Genomic DNA, 18,195 nt, shown 5'->3' with positions numbered 1-18,195 from the left:
GGGGGCTGCGCGCGGGGCCCCGGTCACCGCAACGCCGAACGCGCGGTCTCCGTCGCCACACACGGCAGCGCCAGGTGCCAGAAGTCGTCCAGCGTCTCCGGGGCCAGCCACCGGGGGTCCCGTTGCCCCAGCTCCTCGAAGCCGGTCGTCGCGGCGATCACCATCGCGGCGGCGCAGGCACCGGTGACCCCGGGAAGCAGCGCCTCCTCCTCGACCGCCTCCGCGATCAGCCTCCGCACCCGGGACCGCCACTCCCGGCGCAGGTCGACGACGGGCGCGTAACAGGTGTCCCGGGCCAGCTGGAACCCGGCCCGGACCACGATGTCCGCAGAGAGAGCGCGGGCGTACGCGTGGGTGGTGCCGACCAGCGACTGGAGCGCCGAGCGGCGCTGGGCGTCCACCTCGTCGGCGGCCCGGCACAGCACCCCCGCGGCGGACCGCTCCACGGCAGCGCCGATGGCCGCCTTGTTGTCGAAGTGGAAGTGCAGGGCACCCGCACTCACCCCGGCACCGGAGCTGATCATGCTCAGCGTGGCCTCGGCGTATCCCCGCCGGCCGAAGACGCCGGCTGCCGAGCGGACCAGAGCCCGCCGGGTGTGCACGGCACGCGCCTGCTTCGTCACTGAACGCTCCTCTTCCGTGTTACGCGCTTCTCTGCTCGATGAATCACTAAACCGCACCACTGGTTTGTTACGCCGCGAAGGAGGTGGCTCGGGAGTCCCGGACTTCATCACCCCACAAGCTTGATCACTCGCGAAGTGATCAAGCTAGAGCCCAATGTCCCGGACAATCCAGGGAAGTTGGGACGCTTCTGCACGCCCGACGGCTTGAGAGCCGACTCGTATACAACCCACGAAGAGACAGCTTCCGGCCATGAGAAGCCCACGACAAAATACCGGTGCGTCTGTATCTTTGGGACCGGCGGGACTAGAAGTGCTCTCGATCAAGGGGGATACGCATGCTCGACTTGGTGTACATGGAGCGCACGGGCGGCACGGCGACGGCCACCGCGCCCCCACCGCTCCAGCCCATATCCGTGGAGATGTGCCACCGGGCACGCGCGGAGGACACGTTCCCGGTCGCCTGGACGACCCTCGACACGAACCAGTACCTGGTGAAGGCCTACTGGCCCGCCGACCATCCGTTCTTCTCCCCCGTGCGGGGCGGGATCCACGACCCGATGCTGGTCGCGGAAACGATGCGGCAGGCGGCCATGGCCGTGATCCACGCGGCGTACGACGTTCCTCTCGGCCATCACTTCCTGGTCACCGACCTGGACTACACCTGCCACCCCGAGGGGCTGGACGTGGAGGCGGAGGACGGCCTCGTGGACATCCGGCTCAGCTTCTCCCGGCTGAAGCTCCGGGGCGGCCGGGTCACGCAGCTGCGGGTGGACACCGTCTTCGAGCGCGGCGGGCGACCGGTGGCCACCAGCGGCGGCGACGTCCGGATCACCAGCCACCCCGCGTATCTCAGGCTGCGCGGCGACCTCGCCCAGCCGGGCCGCCACGTCCCGGCGGAGCCCCCGGTCGACCCGCTGCTCGTGGGCCGCTCGCGCACCGAGGACGTGCTGCTCACCCCCACCCCCGACGGCGGCGAGGGCGAGTGGACCGTGCGGGTGGACACCCGCCACCCGACCCTGTTCCAGCGGCCCAACGATCACATACCGGGCATGCTGCTCTTCGAGGCGGCGCGTCAGGCCGCGCACGCCGCGACGACACCCATGGGGTTCCTGCCCGTCCACGGCAGCATCTCCTTCCACCGTTACGCCGAGTTCGACAGCCCGTGCCGGCTCGTGGCCCGGGTCATCCCGCCACTGAGGCCGGGCACCCGGGCGGTCGCCAGCGTCACCGGCCATCAGGACGGCGAACCCGTCTTCCAGTGCATCTTCCTGACGCCACAGAGGACCCCGGGAGCCTGAACCACCGCGAACCGTGCGGCATCATTCTGACACAAACACAAACCGCACACCTGGTTTCTTTCACCTTCTGCAGGATCGAGCCTCGCTCACCCTCATCGGGTAGCGAGGCTTGTCCCGGTTTTACCCACCCCAGACCAGACCTGGGCGATTGAATCTCCTCACACAAAACCGCCTAAGCGGTTTAATAATTCGTCGACTGGGTCACCGCGGCGCGAAGGACGCGAAGGACCAGAACGACGAGTACCCGGGAGCCCTCGATGAGCAAGCCCACGCACCGCACACCCGGCGAGGAGGGCCGACAGGACGTGACCCTCTGGGCCGACCCCCTCTGCCTCTGGACCTGGGTCGCCTACAAGTGGCTGCGGGAGGCCGAGACCGTGCGCCCCCTCGCCCTGACCGTCCACGCGGCCATGCTCGACCACCCGGTCGGCACCTCCGGAGACGACGAGCCCTCCCGGTTCCGGGAACTGGCCCCCGGCCCCGTACGGGTCCTCGCCGCCGTCGCCGCCGAGCGCGGCAGCCGGGCGGTCCGCCCCGTGTACGAGGCCCTCGCACACCGCTTCCACGAGGTCGGCGGCCTCTACCACGGCCTCCACGACATGCTCCGCGGCCTGTCCCCGCAGGCCGGGCAGGAGGTCCAGGCCGCGCTGCTGGCGCAGGCCCGCGACGTCGTCGAGAAGGCCCTGGCCGACTGCGGGCTGCCGACCGGCCGGGCCGACGCCATGGAGTCGCCGCACTGGGACGACGTACTGCGTGCCGCCCACCCGGCCGTTCACCGGCGCGAGCGGGGTCGGGACGCCCACAGGCTGCCGGTGATCTCCCTGGACGGCCGGACCTGCGTGTGCGTCCCGCTGCTGCGTACCGCTCCGGCCGGCGAGTTGGCCGGAGCGCTCTGGGACGGCATCGCGGCGCTGCTGCGGGAGGAGGCCTTCCTGAGGCGGTGCCGCTCGGCGCCCGCCGGGTGAGGGAGCATGCAAGAGGGGCCCGGCGGACATCACGCCCGCCGGGCCCCCTCCCGGTACCGCCGCCCGGCGGCTCCGGAATCAGCCGTCGTACGGCCGGGCGGCGCGGCCCTCACGGAGAGTCAGGCCCCACCAGGCCAGCTGGTCCAGCATCACCGAGGCGGCCTTCGCCGTGCCATCTGTGTCGCGCGGGCGGCCCTCGTCGTCGAACTTCTCCCACGCCATGTGGAAGCTGACGGTGTCACGCAGGGTCACCGCATGCATCTCCGCGAAGACCTGGCGCAGCTGCTCCACTGCCCGGTGGCCGCCGGCCATCCCGCCGTACGAGACGAACCCCACCGGCTTGGCGCGCCACTCGCTGTAGACGTAGTCGATCGCCAGCTTGAGCGAGGCCGGGTATCCGTGGTTGTACTCCGGCGTGACGATGACGTATCCGTCCAGGCCCGCGATGCGCTCGGCCAGCCGGACCGCGCCGTCCCGGGCGGGAGCGTCCTCCAGGGTGAGCTTCAGCTCCTCCACCAGGGCGGGCTCGGCCAGGTCGATGACCTCGAACTCCATGTCCTCGCGCTTCGTCGCCTCGGAGACGAACCACCGGGAGACGGTGTCCGCGAAGCGCCCGGTGCGCACACTGCCGATGACGACGCCGATCCTGAGGGGGGTCTTGGACATGAGGGTGCCTCGATTCGTTGAGTAGGAAGGAAAGGCGGCCCGTCTGCGGGCCGGAGGAGAGGGGGCGGGGCCCGGCCGGACTCAGCCGAAGAGCAGGACGATCTTGCCCCGCCCGTGCCCCGTCCCCAGCTGGCGATGGGCGTCCGCGGCACGGGCCAGCGGCAGCGTCCTGCGTATGTGGATCCTGAGCCCGCCGTCCGCGGCGAGCGCCGCCAGCTCGGCCAGCCGCCGCATGGCGCGCCGACTGGTGATCCACCGCACGCCCAGCTCCCGGTGCGCCTCGTGCGCGAAGACCGTACCGACCCGGTCCCGGTCCGCGACCAGCTCGGCCGCCGCCCGCAGACCGTCGACGCTCGCGGTGTCCAGCGCCGCGTCCACACCCTCCGGGGCCGCCGCGCGCACCCGGTCGATGAGGCCTTCTCCGCACGTGACGGGGACCGCGCCGAGCCCGCACAGGTAGGCGTGGTTCCCCTCGCGAGCGGTGGCGATCACCTTGGCGCCGCGCGCCGCAGCGAGCTGCGTGGCGACCGTGCCGACGCCGCCGGCGGCGCCGTTGACCAGGAACGTCTCGCCCGCCGCGACGCCCAGCGCCTCGACCGCGGTGTGCGCGGTCTGCCCGGACGCGGAGAGGCATCCGGCGACCTCCCAGGGCAGCGCGGCCGGTCCGGGCACGATCTGATCGGCGGGCACGACCAGATACTCGGCGTAGGTGAGCTGGGTACGGAAGCCCAGTACCTCGTCACCGGCCGCTAATCCGGCCACACCCTCACCGACCGCGTCCACGACCCCGGCGAAGTCGCCACCGGTGACATGCGGGAACGTGAGTGCGAACCCCGGCGGGCTCCAGCCCCGGCGCACCGCGCAGTCGGTGGGCTGCGCGCCCGCGATCTTCACCCGCACCTCACCGGGCCCCGCCTCGGGCACCGGAAGCTCCATCAGCTCCAGGACCTCGGGGCCTCCGAACGCGTGGAACGCGGCAGCCTTCACCCTCGACACTCCTCGACAAGACGCGAGTTCGGTCTTCCGCCGACCGGATCGCCGGGCGACACGAAGAACGTAAAAGCTCAAGCCCACTTGAGGTCAACAGCAGCGAGGCGAAAGTGGGAGAGGGGTTTCGGCCGTCACGCTCAGCGCGCCAGCCTCCCCCCGTCCACCGCCAGCGTCGTGCCCGTGACGTACGAGGACGCCTCGCTGCACAGCCAGGCCGCGGCCTCCGCGATCTCCTCCGGGGCCGCGAGCCGGCCCAGCATCGCCTTGGCGGCCATCCGGTCCTCCCGGGCCGGATGGTCCTCGGCCAGCCAGCCGCCGAGCATCTCGGTGCGGGTGGCGCCCGTGGCGAGCGCGTTGACGCGGATGCCCGCGGAGCCGTACTCGTTGGCCGCCGCCTTCGTCAGGCCGATGACCGCGTGCTTGGCGGCGATGTACGGGGAACCCGCGACGGTCGCCACCAACCCGGCCGTGCTGCTGTTGTTGACGACGGCACCGCCCCCGGTCTCCAGCATGGCGGTGACCTCGGCGCGCATGCAGTTCCACACCCCGCGCACATTGACGCCCATGACCTGGTCGAACACCTCGTCCTCGACCAGGTGCAGGGGCTGCGGCAGGGCGGCGAGCCCGGCGTTGTTGAAGGCCGAGTCGAGCCGTCCGTACACGGAAACCGCTGCCGCCACGGCACGGTCGGCGTCCGCGCGGCGGGTCACGTCCGCGACCACGTACTGGGCGCGGTGCCCCGCCTCGGTCAGTTCCGCGACAAGCGAGGCGAGCGCCGCCTCGTCCCGGGCGGCGAGCGTCACCGCGGCGCCCTCGCGGCAGAACACCCGGGCGGCGGCGGCGCCTATCCCCCGTCCGGCGCCGGTGATCAGCGCCGACTTTCCTGTGAGCGAGCCTCTGCTGGCGATCATGGATGGGACGGTATCAGCCAACCTGACAGAAAACCGCTCAGGCGGTTTCATGGAAGCCCCAATGGCTGCCCCTGTACCCCACTCAACCCATCTGAACAGCCATTTCTCATCCGAGCGACCCCGCCTGCATCGCGCCGCCATCAGCCCCGGCTGACAAAAATACGGGCCCCCTGGTTGAATTCCTCAGGTACGGCTGATGCAGTGGTAGACGCGGTCGTACTTGACTTTGGGAACCGGAGGCACCGTGGCACAGCAGGAACGAGCAGTCCGCACCCGTCGCGCGATCCTGGAGGCGGCGGCGGCCGTCTTCGACGAGCGAGGCTACGAAGCAGCGACGATCGCGGACATCCTCGCCCGGGCCGGGGTGACCAAGGGCGCCCTCTACTTCCACTTCCCGTCCAAGCAGCTGCTCGCTCAGGGCGTCATCGACGAGCAGTTCGCGGAGGGCGGCGTACCCGACCGCGACATCAAGCTCCAGCAGCTGCTCGACATGTCGATGGTGCTGGCCTACCGCATGCGCCGCGAGCCGATGCTGAGTGCGGGAGCCCGGCTGTCCCTCGGCCCCGCGACCCGCCGCACCTTCGGCGGCGGCTCCCTGCCCGGCTGGATCGAGCTGACCAGGGAGCTGCTCGACCAGGCCAAGAACCAGGGCGAACTGCTCCCCCATGTGGACACCGCGGCGACCGCCTGGATCCTCACCGCCGCCTGGACCGGCACCCAGTCCGTCTCCGAGACCCTCGCCGACCGCGAGGACTTCGAGTCCCGCGTGGCCGACCTGTACCGCCACATCTACCCGAGCATCGCCACACCCGCGGTACTGGCCCGCATCGACATGTCCCCGGAGCGGGGCGCGCAGGTCATCGAGGAGATGAGCGCGCAGACGCCCGCCCGGGACGAGCCCGGGCCCGCGGCCGCACCCGAAGCCGACGACGCCGTGGACCGGCCCCAGCAGTCCGTCGCAGCCTGACCCGAACCGCACCGGACCGGGCCCAGGCGAACGGGGCCGAGGCCGACCGGGGCGGCCCCGCCCCAGGGGCCCTGGCTCCCCGGAGAGCCGCCGGAGGCCCGGGGACGCCGGCTCGCGGGCGACGGACACCGGGTGCCGCACTCACGGAGGGCCGGGCGCCGCGATCACCGGACACCGGGCGGAAGGCGCCGGGACATCGGAGCGACGGTGGCGGACAGATGGTTCACGGAGCAGAAGGCACCGGGGGAATCCTCACGGAGCACCGCAGCAGGCGCGGGCGGCGGGCCCGGCCCCTCGCGCCCCGCCCCGCTGCCGGCGGGCCCGGCGTCCCCGCCCCGCTGTCACCCCTGCCCCGACCCCAGCCGCTCCAGCGCCCCGTCCGTCAGCCGGTACACCGTCCACTCCGACATCGGCTCGGCGCCCAGCGACCTGTAGAACCCGATGGCCGGCTCGTTCCAGTCCAGCACCGACCACTCCAGCCGCTCGTACCCGCGCTCCGCGCACGTCCGCGCCAGCTCCCGCAGCAGCGCCTTCCCGTACCCGCCGCCGCGCGCCTCCGGCCGCACGTACAGGTCCTCCAGACAGATCCCGTGCACCCCGCGCCAGGTCGAGAAGTTCAGGAACCACAGCGCGAACCCGACGACCTCCCCGCCCTCGTCCTCCGCCACATACGCGTACACGGCCGGCCGCTCCCCGAACAGCGCCTCCCGCAGCTGCTCCTCGGTCGCCCGCACCTCCTCCAGCGCCTTCTCGTACAGGGCGAGTTCACGGACCATGGAGTAGAGGACGGGCACATCGGCAGGCACGGCGGTACGAATCATGCCCGCAGCCTGCCGCCCCGGCCCCGCCCACGTCCACCGCCTCCACCCGCCCACGCCGAACGCCCCGGCCGGGAGGCGGGGGCCTGCCGGGTGGCCCGCAGCAAAGGACGGTCAGCCCCCTCCGGCCGACGCCGACAGCGTGCCGGGTCACCCGCTCCGGCGTGGACCGCAAGCGCCCCTCTTCCGGGCGGAGTTCGGGGAACACCGTCCCGGCAGCAGGGGCGCGGCCGGGACATGGGCACTGCGTGGGCGGCGCGGGAAGCACGACGAAAGGCCCAGGTGAGACGGGACAACAGTCCGACCTGGGCCTTTCGGGGTGGCCTACCCGGCCACGAGGGAGCCCCCTGTCGGGTTCGAACCGACGACCCCCGCTTTACAAGAGCGGTGCTCTGGCCAGCTGAGCTAAGGAGGCATCGCGCAGGACGATGCCACGCGCGAACTTCACTCACTCTACACAGCGCCGGATTCCCGAGCCACAGACTTCCGGGCGCACGCATGACCCATGTCACACACACGTCGGCCGCGCCGGCCGTCGGCTCCGCCGAGGAGCCGCACGGGTCCGCGGAACAGGCCGGGCCCGCCGCGAAGTCCGCCCGGTCCCCCGAGCAGACCGTCGCGCCGCGCCCGTGGTCCGCCTAGGGTGCCCCGCGTGGACGGCACCGCCCCCGATCGCTTCGGCACCGCCCGGTTCGAGGCCTGCCGTCACCGGCTGGCCTCGCTGGCGTACCGGCTGCTGGGCTCCGCCACCGACGCCGAGGACACCGTGCAGGACGCCTTCCTGCACTGGCAGGCCGCCGACCGGCGGCGGATCAGGGTGCCGGAGGCGTGGCTGACCAAGGCCGTCACCAACCTGTGCCTCGACCGGCTCCGCTCGGCACAGGCCCGCCGCGAACGCACCGTCGGCGCCTGGCTGCCCGAACCGCTCCTCGACGGCGACCCGATGCTCGGCCCGGCCGACACCTTCGAGCAGCGCGAATCGGTCTCCCTCGCCGTACTGACCCTCATGGAACGGCTGACCCCCGTCGAACGGGCCGTGTACGTCCTGCGCGAGGCGTTCTCGCACGGCCACGCCGAGATCGCGGAGATCCTCGGCATCACCGAATCCGCGAGCCAGCAGCATCTCCACCGGGCCCGGCGCCGCATAACCGACGGGCGCCGCGGCGGCGAGGCCGACCCGGCGTCCGCCCGCAGGGTCGTCGAGGCGTTCCTCGCCGCCGCCACCTCGGGCCGCACCGAACGGCTGGTGGCGCTGCTCACCGACGACGCGACCGCGGTCTCCGACGGAGCGGGCCTGACCGCGAAGCTGCTCCGGTACGACACTCCGCAGCGCATCTCCGCCATCGCACGGGCCGGCTTCAGGTCCACGCCCGCGAAGCAGCGACTGGCCGGCGGCCCGTCCACCGTCCACTACGCGGTCGTCAACGGCGCTCCCGCGCTCCTCTTCGTGCCCGGCGGCCGCGTCGTGGGCGCAGTGACGTTCGACCTCGCCGACGACAGGATCGCGACCGTACGCGGCATCGCCGCTCCCTCCCGGCTCGTCCGCCTCACCGAAGCCTGGCGACGGCACGAACCGGACACACCGCTCATAGCCGAGTGGTGAGGCGGCTACCCAAGCGGTACTGACAGAAGCCGCCCCCTCCGGGTACCGTCACCCGGAGTCCGTTCGCATGGACTAGACCTGAACACCGCTTCCTTTACTCGGATCGTCCGGCACGTTCCTGCCGGTGAAGGGAATCCATCACCATGGCTTCTGTCACGTTCGACAAGGCCACCCGGCTGTACCCGGGTGGCACCAAGCCCGCCGTCGACCAGCTCGACATCGAGATCGCGGACGGCGAGTTCCTCGTCCTCGTCGGCCCCTCCGGCTGCGGCAAGTCCACCTCCCTCCGGATGCTCGCGGGTCTGGAGGACGTCAACGGCGGCGCGATCCGCATCGGTGACCGCGATGTCACCCACCTGCCGCCGAAGGACCGGGACATCGCCATGGTGTTCCAGAACTACGCGCTCTACCCGCACATGACCGTCGCGGACAACATGGGCTTCGCCCTCAAGATCGCCGGCGTGAACAAGGCGGAGATCCGCGCGAAGGTCGAGGAGGCCGCCAAGATCCTCGACCTGACCCAGTACCTGGACCGCAAGCCCAAGGCCCTGTCCGGCGGTCAGCGCCAGCGCGTCGCCATGGGCCGCGCCATCGTGCGCGAGCCGCAGGTGTTCCTCATGGACGAGCCGCTGTCCAACCTGGACGCCAAGCTCCGCGTCTCCACCCGTACGCAGATCGCCTCGCTCCAGCGCCGCCTGGGCATCACCACCGTGTACGTCACCCACGACCAGGTCGAGGCCCTGACGATGGGCGACCGGGTCGCGGTCCTCAAGGACGGGCTGCTCCAGCAGGTCGACACTCCCCGCAACATGTACGACCGCCCCGCGAACCTCTTCGTCGCCGGCTTCATCGGCTCCCCCGCCATGAACCTGGTGGAGGTCCCGATCACCGACGGCGGCGTGATGTTCGGCGACACCGTCGTGCCCGTCACCCGCGGCGCCCTCGCCGCCGCCTCCGCCAACGGCGACCGCACGGTCACGGTCGGCGTCCGCCCCGAGCACTTCGACATCAGCGACGGCGCCGCGGGCGGGCCCGCCGGTGTCGCCGTCTCCGTCAACGTCGTCGAGGAACTCGGCGCCGACGGCTATGTGTACGGCACCGCCCGGGTCGGCGGCGGCGAACCCGAGGACATCGTCGTCCGCGTCGGCGGCCGCGCCATCCCCGCCAAGGGCTCCGCCCTGCACGTGGTGCCGCGCGCGGACGAGATGCACGTGTTCTCCACGTCGACCGGCGAGCGCCTCAGCGACTGAACCCCACCGTGTCCCCCACGGCCCCGCACCCCGCATCCCCGCGGCGGCGCGGGGCCGTTCACGTACCGGCATCCCGCCATCCCGGACGGAAAGGGCGTTTCGCCCCCCATTCGGGTGCCGTTCGGGCCCCGTTCGTCAACCTCGCGTGCGAAAAGGAGCAGATAACCCTCCCTCGTGAGAGTGACTAACCGTCCTTGAAACTTCACTGAGCGCTACGCTCCCTCCGTGACCCAGACAGCACGCCGCATCGGCCGCACCCTCGCTCTCGTACTGCCCGTCGTCCTGGTGCTCTCCGGAACTCTCGCGGTCACCAGCGTCCCCTGGGCAGGCCGCCCCTCCGAGACCCAGCTGCTGACCGCCGCCGCGCAGCAGAACGTCGCGGAACCGGCGAAGCCCCGCGAACCGCAGGACGTCCTCCGCGACAGCCTCCTCCTCAAGCTCCGCGAGGAGGACCCGGGCGTCGCCCTCACCGGCCTCCAGCGGGCGGTGGAGAGGAAGCCCTCCCTCGCCAAGCACTGCATGTCCATCGCCCGTGACCTGGGGGAGGCCGCCGTACGGCTCTACGGCCCGACCCGTGCCCAGTCCTTCTCCCGCCCCGTCTGCGACACGTCCTTCGCCCACGGCGTCGCCTCCGCCAGCTGAGCGCGGACGGCTCCGCGTGGCCGGCACCGGTGAGGTGTACCCGACGCAGGCCGTGGTCCTGGCCGGCGGCCAGGGGGCGCGACTGCGCCCGTACACCGACGACCGCCCCAAGCCGATGGTCGAGATCCCGGGCACCGGGACCCCGATCATCGGCCATCAGCTGTCCTGGCTGGCCGCCGAGGGCGTGACCGACGCGGTCGTGTCCTGCGGTCATCTCGCCGGGGTCCTCCAGGAGTGGCTGGCCTCCGCCCCGCTGCCGCTGCGCGTCACCACCGTCGTGGAGGACGAGCCCCTGGGCCGCGGCGGCGGCCTCAAGTACGCGGCGGCCCGGCTGCCCGGCCCCGAGGCGCCCTGGTACGCCACGAACGGCGACATCTGGACCCGGTTCTCGCTGCGCGAGATGGCCGCGTTCCACACCGAGCGGGACGCCGTCGCGACTCTGGCCCTGGCCCGGCCCCGTATCCCGTGGGGCGCCGTCGAGACCGACGCGTTCGGCCACATCACGGACTTCATCGAGGCGCCGCCGTCGCCCTACCTGATCAACGCGGGCGTCTACGTCTTCTCCGCCGAGTTCACCTCCCTGCTGCCCGAACGCGGCGACCACGAGCGCACCACCTTCCCGCGCCTCGCCCGCGAACGCCGCCTGGCCGGCTTCCCGCTGCCCCAGGGGGCGTACTGGCGTGCCATCGACACGGCGAAGGACCTCACGGAGGCCGCGCGGGAGCTGGCGGCGAACCGCTAGTCGCCCCCTGCTCCCCGCCCCTACCGCCGCGGCTTCGCCCGCACGTGCATCCGCTCCCCCTGGCTCCCGAAGAGGCTCAGCATCTCCACCGGGCCGTCCCCCGCGGAACCGAACCAGTGCGGCAGCCGCGTGTCGAATTCGGCGGCCTCCCCCGGTCCCATCACCAGATCGTGCTCCGCGAGCACCAGCCGCAGCCGCCCCGACAGCACGAACAGCCACTCGTACCCCTCGTGGGTCCGCGGCTCGGGCGTGCTGCGTCCCGCGGGAATGACCATCTTGTACGTCTGAAGGGGCCCGGGCTGCCGGGTCAGCGGCACGACAGTCGTCCCGGCCGCGCCCCGCCGCGGCTTGAGCCGTACCCGGGGGTCCCCGACCTCCGGCGCGCCCACCAGCTCGTCCAGGGGCACCTGGTGGGCCCGGGAGATGGGCAGCAGCAGCTCCAGGGTGGGGCGGCGCTGTCCGGTCTCCAGCCGGGACAGGGTGGAGCGGGAGATGCCGGTCGCCTCGGACAGCACGGTCAGGGTCACCCCGCGCTCGGTGCGCAGCCGCTTGAGCCGGGGGCCGACGGCCGCGAGCGCCTCACTGATCTCGTCCATGTCCCCGAGTGGAACGCCGACGTCCCGGTATCGGCAACCTCTGTTGCCGATACCGGGACGTCGGGCAGGAGGGGACGAGGGTCAGCCCAGGAGGCCGCCGAGGGGGTTGCGGGGCCGGCTGCCGGAGCCGTCCGAGCCGCCGCTGCCGTCGTCGGTGCCGGTGCCCGTGTCGCCGTCCCCGGTGCCGGTGTCCCCGCCGCCGGTCGTGCCGCCGGCCGTGGGGCCGGAGTCGGTGGCGGGCGGGGCGACGGGCTGGGACTGCTGCGGGGCGCTGTTCTGGCCGGTGCCCTGCGTGGCGGTGGGCCGCTGCTCCGCGGTCCGGCCGGTCTCCCGCGCGCTCGCGGACGGGCCGGCCGTCGGGCCCTCGGTCGCGGTCGCGGAGGCCGACGGGGAGGCGGACGCGGAGGACGAGGGGCTCGGCTCGCGGGAGGCCGCCGGGCCACCGGACGGCGGGGCGGTCTCCCGCTTCGGCTCCTGCGGGAGCGGGCGCCCCGGCAGGTGGTTGGTCGGGTCGGCGTCCGGCCCGGGCACGGTGATCAGGTCGGAGGACCGTACGGCTCCGCCCAGCACCGAACCGACCAGCAGGGTCAGCCCGACGACCACGGCGGTGGCGACCGCCCCGCGCCGCAGGACCCGGCGGCGCAGCGCCCACAGGGCGGAGCGCGGGCCGAGCGTGCGCCAGGCCTCGCCCGCGAGACGGCCGTCGACCGAGTAGACCGGGGCCCCGGCGATGATCAGCGGGGACCAGGCGGCCAGGTAGATGATGTCGGGCGCGTCGTACGCGGGCACGGCCCGCCAGCTGACCGTCAGCAGCAGCGCGGCTGACAGCAGCGCGCCGAAGACGGCGGCGACGCGCTGCCAGAGCCCGAGCACGGTGAGGACGCCGACGACGACCTGGGCGAACGCGATGGTCAGCCCGGCGCCCACGGGGTGGGCGAGTGCGAAGTCGCGCAGCGGCTCGGCGGCCGGCCAGGGCTGGAGCGAGTTCAGCCAGTTGACCATCGAGCCGCGCTCGCCGCCGTCGAAGTAGACGGGGTCGCAGAGCTTGCCCATACCGGCGTAGATGGAGATGAACCCGAGGAACACGCGCAGCGGCAGCAGCACGACCCCGAGGTTCATCCGGCGCCCGGGGTAGTAGGCGTGCCGCTGGTCGGCGGCGCTGGCGTGCTGCGTGCCGTCCGCGTCGTCGCCGTCCGGCCCGTCGTCCGGGCCCTCGTACGACGGGTCGTACGGCTCGTCGTACGCGCTCTCCGCGCGGCGCATGGAGGGCAGCAGCGCGGTCTCGGTGCTGTGCGGGCCACGCGGGCCGCCGACGACGGGGGTGGGGCGGGTGTCGTCGTCGGCGAGCGCGACGCGCGGGATGACCTGCGTGGCGCCCGCGTCCAGCGCGGTGCCGCCGGCCGGGGGGCGGGTGAGCGCGTCGAGGGCGGCGGAGTCGCGCACGGCCTGGAGGAGTCCGGTCGCGCCGGGGTCTCCGGGCGAGGACTTGCCGGTCCACACGACGGGCCGCCGCCTGGCGCCTCCCGAAGCCGCGCCGCTCATGGCGGGGACGCGGGCGGGGTCCGCGAAGCGGGGCTTTCGGACCGGGGCGAGCTGTACCCGGAAGCTGGCGTGGTTCACGATGACCTGCGCGGGGTCGCTGTTCACCTTGACCATGCTCAGCGCAGGCTGATCATCGAACCCGGGCCTGGGCGTTCTGGTGTCCACACTCATCTAACCGAGTGATGAGCCGTTAGGACACTGCCTCGACGGCGGAGGAATGTCCGAGACCCGTCAAGGTCAGACCCGATCAGGACGAACCCCGGTACGGTCGGGAACGAGCTCGCCGGGCACGTGTCCCCGTTCCGGACCGCCGCGCCGCCGGACCCGCGCCCGACCACGCGGCGCCCCTGCACCTGGACACCGGGCCCGCGGATCGTCGGCCCGCTCTTCCCCCGCGCCTCTCGCACCGAGCGGCAGGCCGGGCACGGCGGGACGCCGCGCCCGGACATCCGGCCGTCGTCAGCCGCGCCGCCGCGCCGCCTCGTACAGAACCACACCCGCCGCGACACCCGCGTTCAGCGACTCCGCCCCGCCCGGCATGGGGATGGTGACCCGCAGATCGCAGGTCTCCCCCACCAGCCGGGACAGCCCCTTGCCCTCGCTCCCGATCACGATCACGACCGGTCCGTCCAGCGCGTCCAGCTCGGCCAGCTCGACGTCACCGTCGGCGGCCAGCCCGACCACGGTCATCCCGGCCTTCTTGTACGACTCCAGGGCCCGGGTCAGATTGGTCGCACGGGCGACCGGGGTGCGGGCGGCGGTCCCGGCGGAGGTCTTCCAGGCACCGGCGGTCATCCCGGCGGCGCGCCGCTCGGGCACGACGACCCCGTGACCGCCGAACGCGGACACGGACCGCACGATCGCGCCGAGGTTGCGCGGGTCGGTGACCCCGTCGAGGGCGACGATCAACGGGTCCTCGCCCTCGTCGAACGCGGCGGCGGCCAGGTCCTCCGGGTGCGCGTACTCGTACGGCGGCACCTGGAGGACGAGCCCCTGGTGGTTGAGGCCGCCGGTCATCCGGTCCAGCTCGGCGCGCGGCGCCTCCATGAGGTGGATGCCTCCGCGCTCGCCGGCGAGCTGGAGGGCCTCGCGGACCCGCTCGTCGTTGTCGATGAACTGCTGGACGTACAGCGTGGTGGCGGGCACGCCGTCGCGCAGCGCCTCGAAGACCGGGTTGCGCCCGACGACCATCTCGGCCTGGCCCTTGCCGCCGCGCCGGGCGACCGGGCGGCGCTGGGCCTGCTTGGCCTTCGAGTTGGCGATGCGGTTCTTCACATGGCCCTTGCGCGCCGAAGCGGGCGGCGTGGGGCCCTTGCCCTCGAGGCTGCGGCGCCGCTTGCCACCGCTGCCGACCGTCGCGCCCTTCTTGTTGCTGGTGCGGCGGTTCCTGCGCTGGCTGTTCCCGGCCATGACCTCTACCTGTACCCGTCTTCGTCAAGCTTCGTGTGTGTGCGTACCTACGTCAGTGTGCCGCCCGGCCGGGCGCTCGCGCGAAGGCCGGACGGCACACCAAGAGTGCGTCAGCGCGCGCCGAGCGTCCAACGCGGCCCGTCGGGGCCGTCCTCGACGGCGAGCCCGGACTGTCCGAGCTGGTCGCGCAGGGCGTCGGCGGTGGCCCAGTCCTTGCGCGCCCGGGCCGCCTCCCGCTGGTCGAGGACCATCCGTACGAGGCTGTCGACGACGCCGTGCAGGTCCTGGCCCTCGTTCCGGTCCCCGGCCCAGTGCGGGTCGAGCGGGTCGAGCCCCAGCACACCGAGCATGGCCCGCACCTCGGCCACCCGCTGGACGGCCGCGTCCTTGTCGTCCTCGGCGAGGGCGCTGTTGCCCTGCCGGACGGTGGTGTGGATGACCGCGAGCGCCTGCGGGACGCCGAGGTCGTCGTCCATCGCCTCGGCGAAGGCGGCGGGCACCTGCTCGGCGGGCTCGACGACCCTCCCGGCCTTCTCGACGACCCTCTGGATGAACCCCTCGATCCGCGAGAACGCGGCGTCGGCCTCGCGCAGGGCCTCCTCGCTGTACTCGATCATCGAGCGGTAGTGCGGGGTGCCCAGGTAGTAACGCAGGACGACCGGCCGCCACTGCTTGACCATCTCGCTGACGAGCACGGAGTTGCCCAGCGACTTGGACATCTTCTCGCCGCTCATGGTGACCCAGGCGTTGTGCACCCAGTAGCGGGCGAACTCGTCCCCGTAGGCCTTGGCCTGGGCGATCTCGTTCTCGTGGTGCGGGAAGACCAGGTCGAGCCCGCCGCCGTGGATGTCGAAGACCCGGCCCAGGTACTTGTGCGCCATGGCGGAGCACTCCAGGTGCCACCCGGGCCGCCCGCGGCCCCAGGGCGTCTCCCAGCTCGGCTCCCCGGCCTTCGCTGCCTTCCACAGGGCGAAGTCCCGGGGGTCCCGCTTCCCGGTCTCCCCCTCCCCCGACGGCTGCCTCAGGTCGTCGAGGTCCTGCCGGGACAGCTCCAGGTAGCCGGGGAACGACCGGACGTCGAAGTAGACGTTCCCGTCCGCCTCGTAGGCGTGGCCGCGCTCGATGAGGCCGCGCATCATCTCGACCATCTCGGTGACATGACCGGTGGCGCGGGGCTCGTAGGTCGGCGGCAGGCAGCCGAGGACGTCGTACCCGTCGTTGAAGGCACGCTCGTTCTCGTACCCGATGGACCACCAGGGACGGCCCTGGTCGGCGGCCTTCGCGATGATCTTGTCGTCGATGTCGGTGACGTTGCGGACGAACGTCACGTCGTAGCCGCGGTAGGTGAACCAGCGGCGCATGATGTCGAAGTTCAGCCCGGACCTGATGTGCCCGATGTGCGGGGCCGCCTGCACGGTGGCGCCGCACAGGTAGATCGAGACACAGCCCTGCTGGATCGGGTCGAAGTCACGGATCTCGCGGGCGCTGGTGTCGTACAGCCGAATAGTCACCCCTAAAGAATAGGCGCCACGCGCCACCCCCTGGGGGCCGCGCCCCCGGACCCCGCGCTCCCCCGAGCCCTTCGAGCAGGGGACCCCCGACCCGGCGCCCGCCCGCGGACAGCGGACGGGCTGAAGGCGCCGCCGGGACGGACACGACCCGCTGCGGGAAGCCGTCCCGCCCGGACGGAGGGCGCGGGCACAGGGCGGAACCGGGTCCTGCGGCCTTGCACCCCGGGCCCCCGTGCCCCGGCTCCGCGTCCCTCGATGGTGTGCTAGACGCGGTACAGCAACGCCGTGGCGATGGCCGCCAGCCCCTCGCCCCGCCCCGTCAGGCCGAGCCCGTCGGTCGTCGTCCCCGACACGGAGACCGGCGCCCCCACCGCCGCACCCAGCGCGGACTGCGCCTCCGCCCGCCGTTTCCCGATCTTCGGCCGCACCCCGACGACCTGCACCGCGACGTTCCCCACCTCGAACCCCTCCGCCCGCACGATCCGCGCCGCCTCCGCGAGCAGCGTGACCCCGGACGCGCCCGACCACTCGGGCCGCCCCGTGCCGAAGTGGGCGCCCAGGTCCCCCACTCCCGCCGCGGAGAACAGCGCGTCGCACGCCGCGTGCGCGGCCACGTCCCCGTCGGAGTGCCCGGCGAGCCCGTACTCCTCGCCCTCCCACAGCAGCCCGGCACACCACAGCTCACGCCCGGCCTCGAAGGCGTGGACGTCGGTGCCGATCCCCACCAGGGGCATGGGCGGAACTCGGTCAGAAACCATCAGTGACCCTCCGTCGTGCGAGAACCGCCTCCGCCAGGACCAGGTCCAGCGGGCGGGTGACCTTGAACGCCTCCTCGTGACCGGGGACGGTCACCACCGGGAGGCCCAGCCGTTCGACCATGCTCGCGTCGTCCGTGACCTCGCCGGTCACCTCCGCGTGGGCCCGTTCGAGCGTCGCCCGGTCGAAGCCCTGCGGGGTCTGTACGGCGCGGAGCCGGGCCCGCACGGGCGTGCCGAGGACCCGCTCGGGGCTGCCGTCGGCGGTCGGCTCGACCTCCTTGACGGTGTCGGCCGGCGGCACGGCGGGGACGACGGCGGGCGCGCCCCCTTCCCGTACGGCTTCGATGACCGCGTCGACGGTGTCGACCGGCACCAGGGGACGGGCGGCGTCGTGGACGAGGACGACGGACACGTCGTCGGGCAGCGCCGCGAGTCCGTGCCGTACGGAGTCCTGCCGCTCCGCCCCGCCCGCCACCACGACGACGTCGGTGCGCTCGGGCAGCGGGTACTCGTCGAACAGCGCCTTGACCCCGTCGACGCCGTCCGGCGGCGCCACGACGACGACCAGGGACACCGCGCGGGACGCGGCCATGGCCCGGGCGGCGTGGATGAGGATCGGGGTGCCGCCCAGCGTGCGGAGCGCCTTGGGGGCGCCCGGGCCGAGCCGTACGCCCCGTCCGGCCGCGGGGATCACCGCGGCGGTGCGGGCGAGGGCGACGGGGCGTGCTGCGTCTGTCATCGGTGCACTCCGGCAGGTTTGTTCACTCGGCCGAGATGGGTATGGACTGGGGGCGCCCCCGGCTCCACCGGTTGGGGGAGTGCTGGGCGCGACGCCTTGACCGGACCCTTCCGTGACGCCGGCGGGGCGTACGCGCGGGGTGGCGGCACGGGTGGACGGGTACC

Annotated in this window: 19 protein-coding genes and 1 tRNA gene; 8 read left to right on the top strand and 12 right to left on the bottom strand. The window is 72.9% G+C overall.

The window, feature by feature from the left end; genetic code table 11:
* Positions 1 to 23: 23 nt before the first annotated feature.
* Positions 24 to 623 (bottom strand): ScbR family autoregulator-binding transcription factor, encoded by a 600-nt coding sequence (locus I3F58_RS03420; protein WP_240106655.1) that lies wholly within the window; start codon positions 621 to 623, stop codon positions 24 to 26.
* Between the two features lie 335 nt (positions 624 to 958).
* Here I3F58_RS03420 and I3F58_RS03415 point away from each other — a divergent pair, with 335 nt between their 5' ends.
* Together I3F58_RS03415 and I3F58_RS03410 are read left to right on the top strand one after the other, a co-directional pair.
* Positions 959 to 1,921 carry a ScbA/BarX family gamma-butyrolactone biosynthesis protein gene (locus I3F58_RS03415; protein ID WP_240106654.1) on the top strand — a complete coding sequence of 321 codons (963 nt, stop codon included), beginning with the start codon at positions 959 to 961 and terminating at the stop codon, positions 1,919 to 1,921.
* Positions 1,922 to 2,178: 257 nt separating this feature from the next.
* Entirely contained in the window at positions 2,179 to 2,886 is a 708-nt protein-coding gene (locus I3F58_RS03410; protein ID WP_240106653.1) for a hypothetical protein, read from the top strand.
* A 78-nt stretch (positions 2,887 to 2,964) separates the two neighbouring features.
* On the opposite strand, the gene I3F58_RS03405 is transcribed toward I3F58_RS03410, so the two are convergent.
* From I3F58_RS03405 to I3F58_RS03395, 3 genes are all read right to left on the bottom strand, one after another.
* Positions 2,965 to 3,552, bottom strand: a complete 588-nt coding sequence (locus I3F58_RS03405) for an NADPH-dependent FMN reductase (RefSeq protein WP_240106652.1) — start codon at positions 3,550 to 3,552, stop codon at positions 2,965 to 2,967.
* Positions 3,553 to 3,633: 81 nt separating this feature from the next.
* Positions 3,634 to 4,539 carry an NADP-dependent oxidoreductase gene (locus tag I3F58_RS03400; protein WP_240106651.1) on the bottom strand — a complete coding sequence of 302 codons (906 nt, stop codon included), beginning with the start codon at positions 4,537 to 4,539 and terminating at the stop codon, positions 3,634 to 3,636.
* A gap of 140 nt (positions 4,540 to 4,679) precedes the next feature.
* Positions 4,680 to 5,453, bottom strand: a complete 774-nt coding sequence (locus tag I3F58_RS03395) for a glucose 1-dehydrogenase (RefSeq protein WP_240106650.1) — start codon at positions 5,451 to 5,453, stop codon at positions 4,680 to 4,682.
* A gap of 244 nt (positions 5,454 to 5,697) precedes the next feature.
* On the opposite strand from I3F58_RS03395, the gene I3F58_RS03390 reads away from it, so the two are divergent.
* Positions 5,698 to 6,420, top strand: a complete 723-nt coding sequence (locus I3F58_RS03390) for a ScbR family autoregulator-binding transcription factor (RefSeq protein ID WP_240106649.1) — start codon at positions 5,698 to 5,700, stop codon at positions 6,418 to 6,420.
* A gap of 341 nt (positions 6,421 to 6,761) precedes the next feature.
* Here I3F58_RS03390 and I3F58_RS03385 read toward each other — a convergent pair whose 3' ends face one another.
* Together I3F58_RS03385 and I3F58_RS03380 are read right to left on the bottom strand one after the other, a co-directional pair.
* Positions 6,762 to 7,241: a GNAT family N-acetyltransferase gene (locus I3F58_RS03385; RefSeq protein WP_240106648.1), complete on the bottom strand. Its 480-nt coding sequence runs from the start codon at positions 7,239 to 7,241 to the stop codon at positions 6,762 to 6,764.
* A gap of 338 nt (positions 7,242 to 7,579) precedes the next feature.
* Positions 7,580 to 7,653, bottom strand: a tRNA-Thr gene (locus I3F58_RS03380).
* Between the two features lie 83 nt (positions 7,654 to 7,736).
* On the opposite strand from I3F58_RS03380, the gene I3F58_RS03375 reads away from it, so the two are divergent.
* The 5 genes from I3F58_RS03375 (at position 7,737) to I3F58_RS03355 (ending at position 11,475) form a co-directional block, all read left to right on the top strand.
* On the top strand, positions 7,737 to 7,880 hold the full coding sequence (locus tag I3F58_RS03375) for a hypothetical protein (RefSeq protein WP_240106647.1): 144 nt from the start codon (positions 7,737 to 7,739) through the stop codon (positions 7,878 to 7,880).
* 10 nt (positions 7,881 to 7,890) lie between these two features.
* The gene (locus I3F58_RS03370) at positions 7,891 to 8,841 is read left to right on the top strand and encodes a sigma-70 family RNA polymerase sigma factor (protein WP_240106646.1); all 951 of its coding nucleotides are present in this window, start codon (positions 7,891 to 7,893) and stop codon (positions 8,839 to 8,841) included.
* 143 nt (positions 8,842 to 8,984) lie between these two features.
* Positions 8,985 to 10,091, top strand: a complete 1,107-nt coding sequence (locus tag I3F58_RS03365) for an ABC transporter ATP-binding protein (protein WP_240106645.1) — start codon at positions 8,985 to 8,987, stop codon at positions 10,089 to 10,091.
* A 225-nt stretch (positions 10,092 to 10,316) separates the two neighbouring features.
* Positions 10,317 to 10,733 (top strand): hypothetical protein, encoded by a 417-nt coding sequence (locus I3F58_RS03360; protein ID WP_240106644.1) that lies wholly within the window; start codon positions 10,317 to 10,319, stop codon positions 10,731 to 10,733.
* A gap of 16 nt (positions 10,734 to 10,749) precedes the next feature.
* On the top strand, positions 10,750 to 11,475 hold the full coding sequence (locus I3F58_RS03355) for a nucleotidyltransferase family protein (protein WP_240106643.1): 726 nt from the start codon (positions 10,750 to 10,752) through the stop codon (positions 11,473 to 11,475).
* Positions 11,476 to 11,495: 20 nt separating this feature from the next.
* Here the strand turns inward: I3F58_RS03355 and I3F58_RS03350 are convergent, their stop codons facing one another.
* The 6 genes from I3F58_RS03350 to ispD form a co-directional block, all read right to left on the bottom strand.
* On the bottom strand, positions 11,496 to 12,071 hold the full coding sequence (locus tag I3F58_RS03350; RefSeq protein ID WP_240106642.1) for a helix-turn-helix domain-containing protein: 576 nt from the start codon (positions 12,069 to 12,071) through the stop codon (positions 11,496 to 11,498).
* A gap of 81 nt (positions 12,072 to 12,152) precedes the next feature.
* Entirely contained in the window at positions 12,153 to 13,784 is a 1,632-nt protein-coding gene (locus I3F58_RS03345; RefSeq protein WP_240106641.1) for a DoxX family membrane protein, read from the bottom strand.
* 288 nt (positions 13,785 to 14,072) lie between these two features.
* Positions 14,073 to 15,023 carry a 23S rRNA (guanosine(2251)-2'-O)-methyltransferase RlmB gene (rlmB, locus tag I3F58_RS03340; protein ID WP_240106640.1) on the bottom strand — a complete coding sequence of 317 codons (951 nt, stop codon included), beginning with the start codon at positions 15,021 to 15,023 and terminating at the stop codon, positions 14,073 to 14,075.
* Positions 15,024 to 15,133: 110 nt separating this feature from the next.
* Complete coding sequence (gene cysS / locus I3F58_RS03335) at positions 15,134 to 16,534, bottom strand: cysteine--tRNA ligase (protein WP_240106639.1); 1,401 nt, start codon at positions 16,532 to 16,534, stop codon at positions 15,134 to 15,136.
* 263 nt (positions 16,535 to 16,797) lie between these two features.
* Complete coding sequence (gene ispF / locus I3F58_RS03330; protein ID WP_240106638.1) at positions 16,798 to 17,292, bottom strand: 2-C-methyl-D-erythritol 2,4-cyclodiphosphate synthase; 495 nt, start codon at positions 17,290 to 17,292, stop codon at positions 16,798 to 16,800.
* Positions 17,282 to 18,031 (bottom strand): 2-C-methyl-D-erythritol 4-phosphate cytidylyltransferase, encoded by a 750-nt coding sequence (ispD, locus tag I3F58_RS03325; protein ID WP_240106637.1) that lies wholly within the window; start codon positions 18,029 to 18,031, stop codon positions 17,282 to 17,284. The genes ispF and ispD overlap by 11 nt, the downstream gene beginning before the upstream one ends.
* Positions 18,032 to 18,195 lie beyond the last annotated feature (164 nt).

The organism is Streptomyces sp. MUM 203J (genome assembly GCF_022414595.1).
In the GTDB taxonomy this organism is placed as follows: domain Bacteria; phylum Actinomycetota; class Actinomycetes; order Streptomycetales; family Streptomycetaceae; genus Streptomyces.
Note: the sequence above shows the minus strand (reverse complement) of the source record. Positions and strands in the feature narration are given on the sequence as shown.